At 47.1% G+C, this 13,663-nt stretch carries 13 protein-coding genes and 1 pseudogene; 7 read left to right on the forward strand and 7 right to left on the reverse strand.

The features are described from left to right. Nucleotides 1–90: 90 nt before the first annotated feature. From AC0OMA_RS04220 to AC0OMA_RS04235, 4 genes are all read left to right on the forward strand, one after another. Nucleotides 91–1,980 (forward strand): ABC-F family ATP-binding cassette domain-containing protein, encoded by a 1,890-nt coding sequence (locus AC0OMA_RS04220; protein WP_181218554.1) that lies wholly within the window; start codon nt 91–93, stop codon nt 1,978–1,980. Nucleotides 1,981–2,102: 122 nt separating this feature from the next. Further along, nucleotides 2,103–2,549, forward strand: a complete 447-nt coding sequence (locus tag AC0OMA_RS04225) for a YfmQ family protein (protein ID WP_015482940.1) — start codon at nt 2,103–2,105, stop codon at nt 2,547–2,549. A gap of 124 nt (nt 2,550–2,673) precedes the next feature. Beyond that, nucleotides 2,674–3,096, forward strand: a complete 423-nt coding sequence (locus tag AC0OMA_RS04230) for a MerR family transcriptional regulator (protein ID WP_014476107.1) — start codon at nt 2,674–2,676, stop codon at nt 3,094–3,096. A gap of 64 nt (nt 3,097–3,160) precedes the next feature. Next, nucleotides 3,161–4,351 carry an MFS transporter gene (locus AC0OMA_RS04235; RefSeq protein ID WP_474221940.1) on the forward strand — a complete coding sequence of 397 codons (1,191 nt, stop codon included), beginning with the start codon at nt 3,161–3,163 and terminating at the stop codon, nt 4,349–4,351. Between the two features lie 35 nt (nt 4,352–4,386). Here the strand turns inward: AC0OMA_RS04235 and AC0OMA_RS04240 are convergent. Beyond that, nucleotides 4,387–4,584, reverse strand: a pseudogene (locus tag AC0OMA_RS04240) (GNAT family N-acetyltransferase); the annotation flags it as partial. Nucleotides 4,585–4,984: 400 nt separating this feature from the next. Here AC0OMA_RS04240 and AC0OMA_RS04245 point away from each other — a divergent pair. Continuing rightward, complete coding sequence (locus tag AC0OMA_RS04245) at nt 4,985–5,140, forward strand: hypothetical protein (RefSeq protein ID WP_086343561.1); 156 nt, start codon at nt 4,985–4,987, stop codon at nt 5,138–5,140. Nucleotides 5,141–5,259: 119 nt separating this feature from the next. Here AC0OMA_RS04245 and AC0OMA_RS04250 read toward each other — a convergent pair whose 3' ends face one another. Further along, complete coding sequence (locus AC0OMA_RS04250; protein ID WP_014476110.1) at nt 5,260–6,816, reverse strand: ABC-F family ATP-binding cassette domain-containing protein; 1,557 nt, start codon at nt 6,814–6,816, stop codon at nt 5,260–5,262. A gap of 172 nt (nt 6,817–6,988) precedes the next feature. Here AC0OMA_RS04250 and AC0OMA_RS04255 point away from each other — a divergent pair, with 172 nt between their 5' ends. Then, nucleotides 6,989–8,119, forward strand: a complete 1,131-nt coding sequence (locus AC0OMA_RS04255) for a DEAD/DEAH box helicase (protein WP_181218562.1) — start codon at nt 6,989–6,991, stop codon at nt 8,117–8,119. Nucleotides 8,120–8,187: 68 nt separating this feature from the next. Continuing rightward, entirely contained in the window at nt 8,188–8,634 is a 447-nt protein-coding gene (locus tag AC0OMA_RS04260) for a GNAT family N-acetyltransferase (protein ID WP_046160188.1), read from the forward strand. 52 nt (nt 8,635–8,686) lie between these two features. Here AC0OMA_RS04260 and AC0OMA_RS04265 read toward each other — a convergent pair whose 3' ends face one another. From AC0OMA_RS04265 to yfmC, 5 genes are all read right to left on the reverse strand, one after another. Then, nucleotides 8,687–9,706: an NADP-dependent oxidoreductase gene (locus tag AC0OMA_RS04265; protein ID WP_474221941.1), complete on the reverse strand. Its 1,020-nt coding sequence runs from the start codon at nt 9,704–9,706 to the stop codon at nt 8,687–8,689. 104 nt (nt 9,707–9,810) lie between these two features. After that, the gene (yfmF, locus tag AC0OMA_RS04270) at nt 9,811–10,611 is read right to left on the reverse strand and encodes a Fe(3+)-citrate ABC transporter ATP-binding protein YfmF (RefSeq protein ID WP_003233737.1); all 801 of its coding nucleotides are present in this window, start codon (nt 10,609–10,611) and stop codon (nt 9,811–9,813) included. A gap of 12 nt (nt 10,612–10,623) precedes the next feature. Then, entirely contained in the window at nt 10,624–11,625 is a 1,002-nt protein-coding gene (gene yfmE / locus AC0OMA_RS04275) for a Fe(3+)-citrate ABC transporter permease YfmE (protein ID WP_003243506.1), read from the reverse strand. Next, nucleotides 11,622–12,623, reverse strand: coding sequence for a Fe(3+) dicitrate ABC transporter permease FecD (gene fecD, locus AC0OMA_RS04280; RefSeq protein WP_015482945.1), 1,002 nt, complete (start codon nt 12,621–12,623; stop codon nt 11,622–11,624). The genes yfmE and fecD overlap by 4 nt, the downstream gene beginning before the upstream one ends. A gap of 72 nt (nt 12,624–12,695) precedes the next feature. Then, nucleotides 12,696–13,643, reverse strand: a complete 948-nt coding sequence (yfmC, locus tag AC0OMA_RS04285; protein WP_047182268.1) for a Fe(3+)-citrate ABC transporter substrate-binding protein YfmC — start codon at nt 13,641–13,643, stop codon at nt 12,696–12,698. Nucleotides 13,644–13,663: the final 20 nt, after the last annotated feature.

The raw sequence follows: 13,663 nt of genomic DNA on the forward strand, positions 1-13,663 counted from the left end.
TCCATGAAATTTGTCTGACGTTTTACTAGTTTTATTCCAGCGGCTGATTTAAAATGTACACATGAACTTACGTGAGGATTGATAGGAAACATGAGCATATTAAAAGCGGAAAATCTTTATAAAACATACGGAGATAAAACATTATTTGACCATATCTCCTTTCATATTGAAGAGAATGAGAGAATCGGATTAATCGGGCCAAACGGAACAGGCAAATCAACGCTGCTGAAAGTGATTGCCGGCTTGGAATCTATCGAAGAAGGAGAAATCACGAAATCCGGAAGCGTGCAGGTCGAATTTCTTCATCAAGACCCGGAGCTGCCTGCGGGGCAAACAGTGCTGGAGCATATCTATTCCGGTGAATCGGCTGTGATGAAAACCTTGCGTGAATATGAAAAAGCGCTGTATGAACTGGGGAAAGATCCCGAAAATGAACAGCGCCAGAAACACCTGCTGGCAGCACAAGCGAAAATGGACGCAAACAATGCATGGGATGCAAACACCTTGGCAAAAACCGTATTGTCTAAGCTGGGCGTCAACGACGTAACAAAACCGGTCAATGAGCTCTCAGGCGGCCAGAAAAAACGGGTAGCCATTGCCAAAAACTTAATTCAGCCCGCTGATCTGCTCATTTTGGACGAGCCGACAAACCATTTGGATAATGAAACGATTGAGTGGCTTGAAGGGTATTTAAGCCAATATCCCGGCGCCGTCATGCTGGTGACGCACGATAGATATTTCTTAAACCGTGTCACCAACCGCATTTATGAGCTTGAAAGAGGCAGCCTCTACACGTACAAAGGCAACTATGAAGTGTTTTTAGAAAAACGCGCGGAACGGGAAGCGCAGGCTGAGCAAAAGGAAACGAAGCGGCAAAACCTGCTGCGCCGCGAGCTGGCCTGGCTCAGACGAGGAGCGAAAGCCCGCTCCACAAAACAAAAGGCGAGAATTGACCGGGTAGAGTCGCTTAAAGAGCAAAAAGGTCCTCAGTCATCAGGTTCACTCGATTTTGCCATTGGCTCGCACCGTCTCGGAAAACAGGTTATTGAAGCGGAGAACGTCATGATCGCTTATGACGGCCGCATGCTCGTCGACCGTTTTAATGAACTTGTCATACCAGGTGAACGGATCGGGATCATCGGGCCGAACGGCATCGGGAAAACAACGCTGTTAAATGCCCTTGCCGGCCGTCATACGCCGGACGGAGGCGATATTACGATCGGACAGACGGTCAGAATCGGCTACTATACTCAGGATCATAGTGAAATGAACGGTGAGTTAAAGGTCATTGACTATATAAAAGAAACGGCGGAGGTCGTAAAAACGGCAGATGGCGATATGATTACAGCTGAACAAATGCTCGAGCGTTTCCTCTTCCCGCGTTCGATGCAGCAGACGTATATCCGCAAGCTGTCCGGCGGGGAAAAGCGCCGTTTATACTTGCTTCAGGTTCTCATGCAGGAGCCGAATGTCCTGTTTCTCGATGAACCGACGAACGATTTGGATACTGAAACATTAAGCGTTCTTGAGGATTATATTGACCAGTTCCTAGGCGTCGTCATCACCGTATCCCATGACCGCTATTTCCTTGACCGCGTCGTCGACCGTTTGATTGTATTTGAAGGAAATGGCGTCATTTCCCGCTTTCAAGGCTCCTACAGCGACTATATGGAGGAGTCAAAAGCGAAAAAAACAGCTGCAAAACCGGCTGTTGAAGCAAAACCGGCCGAAGCTGAGCCGAAGAAAAAACGGAAAAAGCTTTCTTACAAAGATCAGCTTGAATGGGACGGCATCGAAGATAAAATTGCCCAGCTGGAAGAAAAGCATGAACAGCTCGAAGCTGACATCGCCGCAGCAGGCAGTGATTTTGGCAAAATCCAAGAGCTGATGGCCGAGCAGGCGAAAACTGCGGAAGAGCTTGAGGCTGCGATGGACCGCTGGACAGAATTGTCCCTCATGATAGAAGAGCTGGAAAGCTAAAAAGCGTGGCCGCAGCAGGCCGCGCTTTTTTTCACATAATGGACAAAAACGAACCGGCCTGCTTATGTTAGGATAAAATTGTGTGTCAGCGGCACATGGAAAACTAACGGAGATGATGAAGTATGACATGGGCGATCGTGATGTTAATTCTCATGAGTCTGGTGAAAATCGTATTAACCTGTCTTCCTACAGGCGTCATAGAATGGCTGCTCGGCAAATTTGAAGTGCACGCCAAGCTGAGTGACGAAAATGCGAGTCTCTCTCTAGATGGAAAACGCCTCGAGGGTGCAGAGAAGCAGAAAGTGATTGATCAATTTAACGAAGCTGTCTTCCTGGAAAAATATTATATCTATCCAGGTGATGAAGAGCGTTATTTACATCCGGAAAACGGCGGCACGCCGCTGGTGATAGATACAAAAAAAGGAAAAAAAGACGTGAAGCTGTTCGTGTACCGCTACGACGACCATATCGACGTCGTGAAACAGTACAAGAAGAAAGTGATCGCGTATCGAGTGCTTTCTGAAAGTCTTCAAAAAGAGTCTCTGTCAGTGGCGGGAAGTTTAGCTTAAACAGGAAAGTGAAAGACGGGTGCTTTATGCTACTCGTCTTTTTTATTGCTTTTTAAAACTTGACGTTTACGTTAAGGTTCAAAAGGTGTATAATGGTAACAGAAACGGCGAAGGGGGATTTACCTTGGAATGGATGAAGATTGATCAAGTGGCCAAAAGAAGCGGACTGACAAAGCGGACCATCCGGTTTTATGAAGAAATCGGCTTGATTCCGGCGCCGAAACGGACAGACGGCGGTGTAAGGCTTTATTCAGAGGATGATATGGAGGAGCTTGAGAAAGTCATCAGCACAAAAGAGGTGCTCGGTTTTTCCCTTCAGGAGCTTCAGCATTTCATGGAAACCAGCCGCCAGCTAGAGTTAAACAAAGAGGGGTATTTGTTGTCACTGGATCCTAAGGAACGGAAAGAAAAACTGGAGGAAATTCAGGAAACCCTGAATCACCAGCTGGATTTGATTGATGAGAAAATCCGCACATTCCAAAGCTTTAAAGAACGCCTGCAGGGCATGAAAAATAAAGCGGAACGTGCCATTCAATCAATCGAATGAAAATTTGCCAAACGCTATTTTTGTAGCGTTTCTTTTAATGGAATAAAGATGGAGGTCAGGTCAAATGGATAAGACAACACAAGTGAATCAGAAAACAGGCTTGCTCAGCCAGCCGAAAGCGGTATGGGCTGTCGCGTTTGCCTGTGTGATTTCCTTTATGGGAATCGGGCTGGTTGATCCAATTCTTCCGGCCATTGCCGCACAGTTACATGCTTCACCTAGTGAAGTATCACTCTTGTTTACAAGTTATTTGCTTGTAACCGGATTTATGATGTTTTTCTCAGGAGCCATTTCCAGCCGCATCGGCGCGAAATGGACGTTAATTCTCGGACTTATTTTTATTATTGTCTTTGCAGCGCTTGGCGGAAGTTCAAGCTCAATAGCTCAGCTTGTCGGTTATCGCGGCGGCTGGGGGTTAGGTAACGCCTTATTTATTTCAACAGCGCTTGCAGTCATCGTCGGCGTATCAGTCGGAGGAAGCGCCCAAGCGATTATTTTGTATGAGGCTGCGCTCGGTCTCGGGATTTCCGTCGGGCCGCTTGCAGGCGGAGAGCTTGGAAGCATTTCATGGCGCGCGCCGTTTTTCGGAGTATCTGTCCTGATGTTTATTGCGTTAATCGCGATTTCTTTCATGCTTCCGAAATTGCCGAAACCGGCGAAACGCGTCGGTGTGTTTGATGCGATGAAGGCGCTCAAATATAAGGGCCTTTTAACGATGGCGGTATCGGCATTCTTATACAACTTTGGATTTTTTATTTTGCTTGCTTATTCTCCGTTCGTTCTGGATTTAGATGAACACGGTCTTGGATATGTCTTCTTCGGCTGGGGCCTTCTGCTGGCGATTACGTCAGTCTTTACGGCGCCGCTCGTGCACAAAGCGCTGGGCACAGTGCGTTCGCTCGTCGTTCTCTTTATCGCCTTTGCGGCCATTCTCGTTATTATGGGGATCTGGACAGACCATCAGACTTTGATTATTACATGTATCGTTGTCGCTGGTGCTGTCCTCGGTATGGTGAATACGATCATGACAACCGCTGTGATGGGTTCTGCGCCGGTTGAACGTTCAATCGCGTCTTCAGCCTACAGCTCAGTCCGCTTCATCGGCGGCGCGCTCGCTCCGTGGATTGCGGGAATGCTGTCAGAACACTTTACTGCAAGCACACCATATACAGTAGGCGGAATCGTCGTTCTTGTCGGCATGCTTGTCCTTCTCATGGGACGTAAACATCTTGCTGGGATTAAGGCGGGGCATTAATAACGAAAGACACTGCGCATATGCAGTGTCTTTTTTTAATCGTGGAATCTTCCCATTACTACCGTATTGTAGTAATTTCCGTCAGAAAGCAATTTCTCCTTTTTTAAGATTCCTTCTGCTTCAAATCCGTATGTTTTATATAGTGAAAGGACGTTGGTATCCGGCCAAGAGAGAGACTGCTGTAAAAGATGTTTCTTGATGCCATAGCCCCAAAATTCTTTTAACACGCATATCCATCTATTTTCCAATGTTAATGCAGACAGCTTATATGCATCCTCTGCACGAGCTGATCAAATAATGTATTGAAGTTCATTTACATTGAATTCTTTTTTTTGCCGATGATCATGTTATTACCCCTTTACGGTCAGTATGTATTATTCGTTATAATGGCATCATAATCGAATTGGTGCAGGAAAGGACAACCTTTATGACACAATTTTACTATTTTTCGGCTGAAAACTCCCTTTTGAAACCGGTTTTTTCGGTCAGCAAGAACGGCGTTCGCGGAAAGGGCATCCGCTTCGGTCAGACATTGATGCGGCTGGGATTTATCTTGCAGAAGCTGAGAATGTGTCCGTTCATTTACGATTGCCATTTCAAGTGATGGTTCATGCTGTAGAGGGGACGTTTGCCATGGATAAGGCAAAACCTGACGAATATGATCATAAATGTTTAGAAACGCTCTATCAATACATACACAGCGTCATGAAAAACAGCTTTTCTCGGTCGAGTGGTTTACCGCTTGGGCAGATGAGGAGGATTTTGAGCTGTCTGCCAAAAGAGAGCTGACACTTGATGAATTCACATCTCCATTGCAGCTCATTTTAAAAGACAGAGAGCTTTTGAGAATCGTTCAGAAAAAATGGCAGTAAAAAACCCGCCCTTTAGCAGGCGGGTTTTTTTATAAATTAAAGCACTTTCGTCGTCCAAGACTCGCAGTTCCATGTTTCTGTCGCGATATCCATATAAAAATCTGGCTCGTGGGAAATGAGCAGAATGGAGCCTTTATATTCTTTCAGGGCGCGCTTGAGCTCTTCCTTGGCATCGACATCCAAGTGGTTTGTCGGCTCATCGAGCACCAGCAGGTTTGTTTCTGAATTGATCAGCTTGCATAATCTGACTTTCGCTTTTTCGCCTCCGCTTAATACGGAGACGCGGCTTTCGATATGCTTTGTCGTCAGTCCGCATTTTGCCAGAGCGGCACGGATTTCATACTGCGTATAAGAAGGGAATTCGCTCCATACTTCTTCGATGCACGTATTGTTGTTTGTTTCCTTGACCTCCTGCTCGAAATAGCCGGTATAGATGTGCTCACCGCGTTCTACAGAGCCTTCGAGCGGTTGGATTTCGCCAAGCAAACTTTTCAGCAACGTCGTTTTTCCGATCCCGTTTGCGCCGTAAAGGGCGATTTTTTGGCCGCGTTCCATGCGGAGGTTGAGCGGACGGGACAGCGGGGAATCGTAACCGATCACGAGATCCTTCGTTTCAAAAATCAGCTTGCCTGACGTTCTCGCCGGCTTAAAGTGGAATTCCGGCTTTGGCTTTTCTGCCGCAAGCTCGATCATATCCATCTTATCGAGTTTCTTTTGGCGGGACATCGCCATGTTTCTCGTGCTGACACGCGCTTTGTTGCGGGCAACGAAATCCTTCAGCTCCGCGACTTCCTGCTGCTGCTTTTTGTAGGCCGCTTCAAGCTGCTGTTTCTTCACCTCGTAGACTTCCATAAACTGATGGTAGTCGCCAACATAGCGTGTCAGCTCTTGATTTTCAACGTGATAAATCAGGTTGATGACACTATTCAAGAACGGAATATCGTGGGAAATCAGGATGAACGCGTTCTCGTATTCCTGCAGGTAGCGTTTCAGCCATTCAATATGCTGTTCATCAAGATAGTTGGTCGGCTCATCGAGAAGCAGAATTTCCGGCTTTTCAAGGAGCAGCTTAGCGAGAAGGACCTTTGTGCGCTGTCCGCCGCTCAAATCGGTGACATCTCGCTCTAATCCGATATCGCTCAAACCGAGACCGCGGGCAATTTCCTCCACCTTGGAATCAATGACATAAAAATCATTGTTTGTCAGCGCGTCTTGAATGACGCCGACTTCTTCAAGCAGCTTCTCGAGCTCGTCGGGATCAGCCTCGCCCATTTTGTTGTAAATCTCGTTCATTTCCTCTTCCATCGCAAATAAATAATGGAATGCGTCTTTCAGGACGTCGCGAATAGATTTTCCTTTTTCCAGCACGGTATGCTGATCCAGATAGCCGACACGGACATTTTTTGACCATTCGACTTTTCCCTCATCAGGTTCAAGCTTTCCGGTAATAATATTCATGAAGGTTGATTTTCCTTCACCGTTTGCGCCGATCAAGCCGACGTGCTCGCCTTTTAACAGGCGGAAGGAAACGTTATTAAAAATGGCCCGGTCCCCGAAGCCGTGGCTTAAATCCTTTACAGATAAAATACTCATGTTTACACCTCTATCGTTATCAAACACGCACAATCGGCGTGTAATATTCACCCTTTTGATTATAAAGGAGGATTCGGAATGTTGAAAGGTATAGGAAAGAAAAAGAAAAATTGCGTTCCGGGCGAGGTTTTGAGATACTATGGAATAGATTTCAGGAATTGAGGAGAACAAAATGACGCAAACTTGGCCATTTTTACATAATGCACAATCATTTATACAAGAGAATTGGAATGCTTCCGGCTTTCAAACGCCAACCCCTGTTCAGAAGCAGGCAGCCCAGCTGATCATGGATGGAAAGGATGTCATTGCAGAATCGCCGACAGGCACAGGGAAGACGCTGGCGTATGCGCTGCCGGTCTTGGAGCGGATCAAACCAGAGCAAAAGCATCCGCAGGCGGTGATTTTAGCGCCTTCCCGTGAGCTGGTGATGCAGATTTTTCAGGTGATTCAGGATTGGAAAGCGGGCTCAGAGCTGCGCGCGGCTTCCTTAATCGGCGGGGCGAATGTGAAGAAGCAGGTCGGAAAGCTGAAGAAACATCCGCATATCATCGTCGGCACGCCAGGCAGGGTATTTGAACTGATTAAAGCAAAGAAACTCAAAATGCATGAAGTGAAAACGATTGTACTTGATGAAGCGGATCAGCTTATCCTGCCGGAGCATCGCGAGACGATCAAACAAATTATTAAAACGACATTAAGAGACCGCCAGCTTCTATGTTTCTCTGCCACGCTTAAAAAGGAAACAGAGGATGTGCTCCGCGAATTGGCGCAAGAGCCTGAGGTGTTGAAGGTGCAGCGAAGCAAGGCGGAGGCAGGGAAAGTGAAACATCAATACCTGATTTGCGACCAGCGCGACAAAGTGAAGCTGCTACAAAAGCTGTCAAGGCTTGAAGGCATGCAGGCACTCGTATTTGTGAGAGACATTGGCAACCTGAGTGTATATGCGGAAAAACTGGCATATCACCACGTTGAACTCGGCGTTTTGCACAGTGAAGCGAAAAAAATGGAGCGGGCAAAAATCATTGCCGCATTCGAAGACGGAGAGTTTCCTCTTTTATTGGCGACTGACATTGCCGCACGCGGTTTAGACATTGAAAACCTGCCATACGTGATTCATGCTGATATTCCAGATGAAGATGGCTATGTCCACAGATCAGGACGAACAGGCCGGGCCGGAAAAGAAGGCAACGTGCTGAGCCTTGTGACAAAATTGGAGGAATCTAAGCTGAAAAAAATGGCGAAGAAGCTTGGTGTTGAACTGAGTGAAGCTGTGTATGCAGGCGGAAAACTGAAGACGAAATAAAAAGAAGGGCGAAAAGCCCTTTTTTTGTTGTAAAATAATAGAAAAAGTTTCGCGCAGGGGGTGGGAAGATGGTTTCAATAGACAGGTTTCAAGCAGTGAAGGAGTCAGAGCTGAAAATTCTTGAACGCTGGTTTGAGAATGAGGATACCAGACGGAGAATGGATGGGATGCTGCCATTAGATGAGTGGTATGCACGAGTAAATAAAGATAAACACGATACTGTCATCATGGCGTATGATGGACAGCTGCCGGCAGGGATGGTCGTTATTGAGTTCGGGGAGAAGCGGACATATATTGGATTGATCGTCAATCCTTTGTACCGGCTTCAAGGGTACGGAAAACGGATATTGCAAAAGCTGATGACCGAACCTGATTTTACTAGCGTGCGGGAATGGGTGGCATGCATTGAAGAAGACAATCGAATCAGTTTAGCTTGCTTTCAAGCAGCAGGATTCACTTTGGAAGATACAGAACCTGATGAAGATGGTTTTCTTACGCTGATTCTTCGCAGCTGATCTCATCGAAACATAAAAGGAGGGCAAAAAGCCCTCCCGTTTTCATCTTCATTCAGCTCGGATCACTGACCTTGATCAGCTGTTTCCCTTTATTTTCTCCCTTAAATAAACCGAGAAACGCGTCAGGAATGTTTTCGAAGCCTTCTGTGATGGTTTCCTCGTAATGGAGTTTACCAGCTTTCAGCCATTCGGCCAGCTGTTTTGCTCCCTCAGAAAAACGATCGGAGTAGTCGCTTACGATAAAGCCTTGCATCAGCGACTTCGTTTTAATGAGTATTGATTGGACACGAGGGCCCATGTCATCTGCTTCGCTTTCTGCGTTATAGGAAGAAATGGCGCCGCACACCGGAATGCGGGCAAATTCATTGAGCAGATTCATCACCGCGTCTGAAATCGGTCCGCCGACATTGTCAAAATACACATCGACACCGTCAGGACAAGCGTTTTGAAGCGCTTTTTGGATATCATCCGCTGTTTTGTAATTGATGGCTTCGTCAAACTGAAGCTCCTGTTTTAAATAGTCGATTTTTTCATCAGAACCCGCGATACCGACAACTCGCGCGCCTTTGATTTTGGCAATTTGCCCGACTGTTGAACCGACGGCTCCCGCAGCTCCGGAGACAACCACGGTTTCGCCTTCCTTCGGGCGTCCGATGTCCAGCAATCCGAAGTATGCTGTTAAGCCGGTCATTCCCAAAATGCCGAGATAGGCCGAAGCGGGAGCAAGGCTTGTATCAATTTTTCGCAAGGCAGACTCGCTCACAGCGGAAAATTCCTGCCAGCTGAGATTTCCGATGACGATATCGCCTTTTTTCAGATGATTCCCGTCAGACACAACTTCACTGATAACCCCGCCAGAAAGCGCTTCATCCAAGGCGAACGGCTCAACATATGACTTCGTATCCTGCATACGGCCGCGCATATAAGGGTCAACCGAAACATAAAGCGTTTTGACAAGCACTTCCCCTTGCTTGGGTTCAGGAACCGGAATGGTTTCAAAGCGAAAGTCTTCATGAACAGGAATACCTTGTGGACGTCTTGCTAATTGAATTTGCTGCTGAGATGCTGTCATTTTCATCCTCCTATCACTTGGTTGACACCACTGTAACATGGACAGGAGAGGAAATACAAAAGGTAAGCCGGCATACAAAAAAGGAGAGGGGGCTCCTCTCCTTTTCATTTCGCCCGTAATTTCGGACACAGTCCCGTCGGCAGGCACATTGGCTTCTGGTCGATCGGGCTTCTCATGATGCAGCATTCCAAGCCGAAGACTTCACGGAAAAATGGCTGGGTGAACACATCTTCCGGTGTTCCGGCGTTGTATATTTTTCCGTCCAGCACACTGATTAGATAGTCAGCATATTGAGCGGCTTGGTTTAAATCATGGAGCACCATGACAACGGTGCGGCCATGGTCGCGGTTCAGCTTTTTCAGCAGTTCAAGTACTTCAATCTGGTGTGAGATGTCTAAATACGTGGTCGGCTCATCAAGCAAAAGCAAATCAGTGCCTTGCGCAAGTGCCATGGAAATCCAGGCTCTTTGTCTTTGGCCGCCTGAGAGGGCATCAAGTGTCCGATCCTTCAGTTCAATCATGCCCGTTGCTTCCAGCGCCCACTCTACCATGTCATGATCCTCTTGGGTATGCTTGGATAACAGCTTTTTGTGAGGATGTCTGCCAAAATAGCATAATTCCTCTACCGTCAATCCTTCAGGAGCCTGAGGAGATTGTGGAAGAATGGCCAGTTTTTTTGCGACTTCTTTTGATGGCTGGCGGTGGATGTCTTTTCCTTCTAGTAGCACTGTACCGCTTTTCGGAGCCATCAGCCTGGCGAGCGATTTGAGGATTGTTGATTTACCGCAGCCATTAGCGCCGATGAGCGCAGTGATTTTTCCTTCTTCTATCTTTAAGTCGACTCCGTCAATAATCACTGTACTGTCATATGAAAGAGTGAGCTGGTCTGCAGCCAGTTTTCCCATGGTATCCTCTCCCTACTGTTTCCTCGCTTCGAATTTCAATAAATATAAGAAATAAGGCGCGCCGATCACGGCTGTCAGTATTCCGGCAGGTATTTCAACCGGAGGCATGATGCCACGCCCTAACGTATCTGCAATTAATAATATAATAGCACCAATCAATGCCGATGCAGGCAGTAAATATTTAGCTTTTTCTCCGGTAAGCCGTCTGGCGATATGCGGAGCAAGCAAGCCGATAAAACCGATTGAGCCGACGACGGCTACACAGCTTCCCGCCAGCGCCACCGCGGTGAAAATCAGGATGAATCGCAGCCGGTTTGCGTTTTCTCCGAGACCCTGCGCAAGCTCATCCCCGAGTGACATAAGATCCAGCTTCGGTATGAGTATGCATACGATCGGAAAAAGAATCAAAAGCCAAGGCGCAAGCAGCTTGACTTCTTCCCAGTTTCTTCCCCAGAGGCTTCCTGTCAGCCAAATGAGTGCAGCATTCACGTCGCCCGGAAACTTGACCATCATATATTGCATTCCGGCGTGGCAGACCGCGCCTAAAGCAATGCCTGATAAAGCCAGTGAAGAGGGCTGAATGCTCTTTTTTCGGGCTATCATTAATAATAGTACAGCAATAATGGCGGCTCCGGCAAATGCGGAGAACGGAAGCACGTATACCGGCGACTCAGGAAAGATGAGAATCACAGCCATCGCCGCAAGTCCGGAGCCTTTTGAAATGCCGACAACGTCCGGGGAAGCGAGCGGATTTCGGATCACACCCTGTAAAATCGCTCCGGCAGCGGCAAGCCCAGCACCGGCCAAAATCGCTAATATGATGCGGGGCAGACGATATTGCTGGATGATAAATTCAAAGGAATGATCCAGTCCCAGCAGATTCGTCACTACCGCATCAGGTGAAATGTATAATGCACCGATTCCAATGCTGATGACGGACAGAACGATCAAAATCACGGCCAATATGAGTATCGCCAGCAAGGGGCGTTTTTGTTTTCTGGTTGTTTTCTTCATTTCAGATGTCGCCCTTTCCTTGCCAAATATAAGAAAAACGGCGTTCCGATAATCGCGGTGACAATGCCGACCGGTGATTCATAAGGAAATGCAATCCATCTGGCCAGAACATCTGCGTACACCAGCAAAATGGCACCGAACAGTGCCGAAAACGGAAGCACGTATTGATAATGTTCTCCGATCAGCTTGCGGACAATATGTGGGACGAGCAGCCCGACAAAGCCAATCGGCCCGGCGACGGCTACGGAAGCGCCGGAAAGGATTAAAATAATCAAACTGATCAGAATCCGGATGCCGTTCATATTTTGTCCAAGCCCTTTTGCTGTTTCGTCTCCGAGACCGAGAACAGAAACAGAACCGGAAAATACGAGGGCAAGCCCGATGCCAATGACAGAAAACGGAGCGATGGTTATGACGTCCTGCCAGTTGCTGCCGTCGATTGCGCCTGTCATCCAGTACAGAACATCCTCACCTGACTCATTTAAAATAATGATGGCCTGTGTCATAGAGGAAAGGAACAAGTGCACGGCCATTCCTGACAGCGCCAGCTTGACAGGTGTCATTCCGCCGGATGAGGCAATCATATATACAATCGCGCCGCCTGCTGCCGCACCCGCAAAAGCGAATATAACAGATGAATAGGGCGATGCCGGCAGAATGACGAGAGAAGCAACGACAAAAAGCGATGCACCCGCATTCACACCGAAAATTTGGGGTGAAGCCAGAGGATTTCTGGTCATAGCCTGCATCAGCGCCCCTGCTACAGCTAGGCTGGCGCCGACAAAAACGCCGATTAATGTGCGGGGAAGGCGAAGAGTAGAGATGATGAGCTGTTCCTTTGAACCGTCCCATACAAAAAGATATTTCAATGAATCTATGATGCCGATGTCTGAGGCTCCTACTGAAAGATTCAGCCCAAGCCCAAATATAAAAATAATCAGTGCAATGATGAACATCATCAGTCTTGATGATGAGCGCCGTTTGGCTGAATGATACAACAGTCTCACTTCCTTACTGCGTCTGGTTGCAAAAACGAAGAAGCAAGGATTTCCCCTCGCTTCTCATTTGTCCTATTTATTATACACTTTTTTAAGCACATCTTTGGCGCTTGTTTCACTAGACTTGATGCCTCTGAATCTTGTCCAAGTGTCACGGTCCGCATCATAGACTTGTCCATTTTTCACCGCTTTGAGATTTTTCCAGAGCGGGTTCGTTTTCCACTCGTCTACAATGGTTTTGCCTTCGTTGGCTGAGATGAACAAAATATCAGGATCGATTTTGCTCAATTGCTCGAGGCTGACCTCTTGATAGGCGTTATCTGACTTCACAGCGTGTGTAAAGCCTAGCATTTTAAAGATTTCTCCGTCATAGGATGATGATGTATGAAGCTGGAAGGAATCCGCTCTTGCAACGCCGAGAACGATGTTGCGGTTTTCATCTTTCGGAAGTTCGGCTTTTAGATCGTTGATGACTTTTTTGTGCTCGGCAAGCTTTTCTTTTCCTTCATCTTCTTTATTTAATGCTTTAGCAATGGTCGTAAAGCTGTCGATCGTTTCGTCATATGTCGCTTCACGGCTTTTCAATTCAATTGTCGGAGCGATTTGTTTCAGCTGTTTATAAATGTTTTTATGGCGCTCAGCGTCAGCGATAATTAAATCAGGCTTCAAGGAACTGATGACCTCAAGATTGGGTTCGCTGCGTGTGCCTACAGATGTGTAATCAATGGAGCTGCCGACAAGCTTTTTAATCATATCTTTTTTGTTGTCATCGGCGATGCCCACCGGCGTAATGCCGAGATTGTGAACGGCATCCAAGAATGAAAGCTCAAGCACCACCACCCGCTTAGGTGTGCCGCTTACTGTCGTTTTTCCTTCTTCGTCATGGATCACTCTGGAATCCTTAGACTTGCTTTCGCCGCTTCCGTTGTTATTCTGGTTTGATGAACAGCCGGATACAATGAGGCAGGCGAGCAATAAAACACTCATGATGGCAATCAACTTGTTAGAATAGGTGCGCATGTCATTCTTCCTTTTTTTAG

The organism is Bacillus sp. AMCV2 (assembly GCF_056033925.1).

Excerpts from the sequence above, each read along its gene's own strand:
- AC0OMA_RS04225 (WP_015482940.1), top strand. The coding sequence starts at position 2,103 with ATGACATGGGCGATCGTGATGTTAATTCTCATGAGTCTGGTGAAAATC.
- yfmF (WP_003233737.1), bottom strand. The coding sequence starts at position 10,611 with ATGGGAAAACTGGCTGCAGACCAGCTCACTCTTTCATATGACAGTACA.
- AC0OMA_RS04235 (WP_474221940.1), top strand. The coding sequence starts at position 3,161 with ATGGATAAGACAACACAAGTGAATCAGAAAACAGGCTTGCTCAGCCAG.
- AC0OMA_RS04260 (WP_046160188.1), top strand. The coding sequence starts at position 8,188 with ATGGTTTCAATAGACAGGTTTCAAGCAGTGAAGGAGTCAGAGCTGAAA.
- AC0OMA_RS04220 (WP_181218554.1), top strand. The coding sequence starts at position 91 with ATGAGCATATTAAAAGCGGAAAATCTTTATAAAACATACGGAGATAAA.
- yfmC (WP_047182268.1), bottom strand. The coding sequence starts at position 13,643 with ATGCGCACCTATTCTAACAAGTTGATTGCCATCATGAGTGTTTTATTG.
- AC0OMA_RS04255 (WP_181218562.1), top strand. The coding sequence starts at position 6,989 with ATGACGCAAACTTGGCCATTTTTACATAATGCACAATCATTTATACAA.
- yfmE (WP_003243506.1), bottom strand. The coding sequence starts at position 11,625 with ATGAAGAAAACAACCAGAAAACAAAAACGCCCCTTGCTGGCGATACTC.
- AC0OMA_RS04265 (WP_474221941.1), bottom strand. The coding sequence starts at position 9,706 with ATGACAGCATCTCAGCAGCAAATTCAATTAGCAAGACGTCCACAAGGT.
- AC0OMA_RS04245 (WP_086343561.1), top strand. The coding sequence starts at position 4,985 with ATGGATAAGGCAAAACCTGACGAATATGATCATAAATGTTTAGAAACG.
- AC0OMA_RS04250 (WP_014476110.1), bottom strand. The coding sequence starts at position 6,816 with ATGAGTATTTTATCTGTAAAGGATTTAAGCCACGGCTTCGGGGACCGG.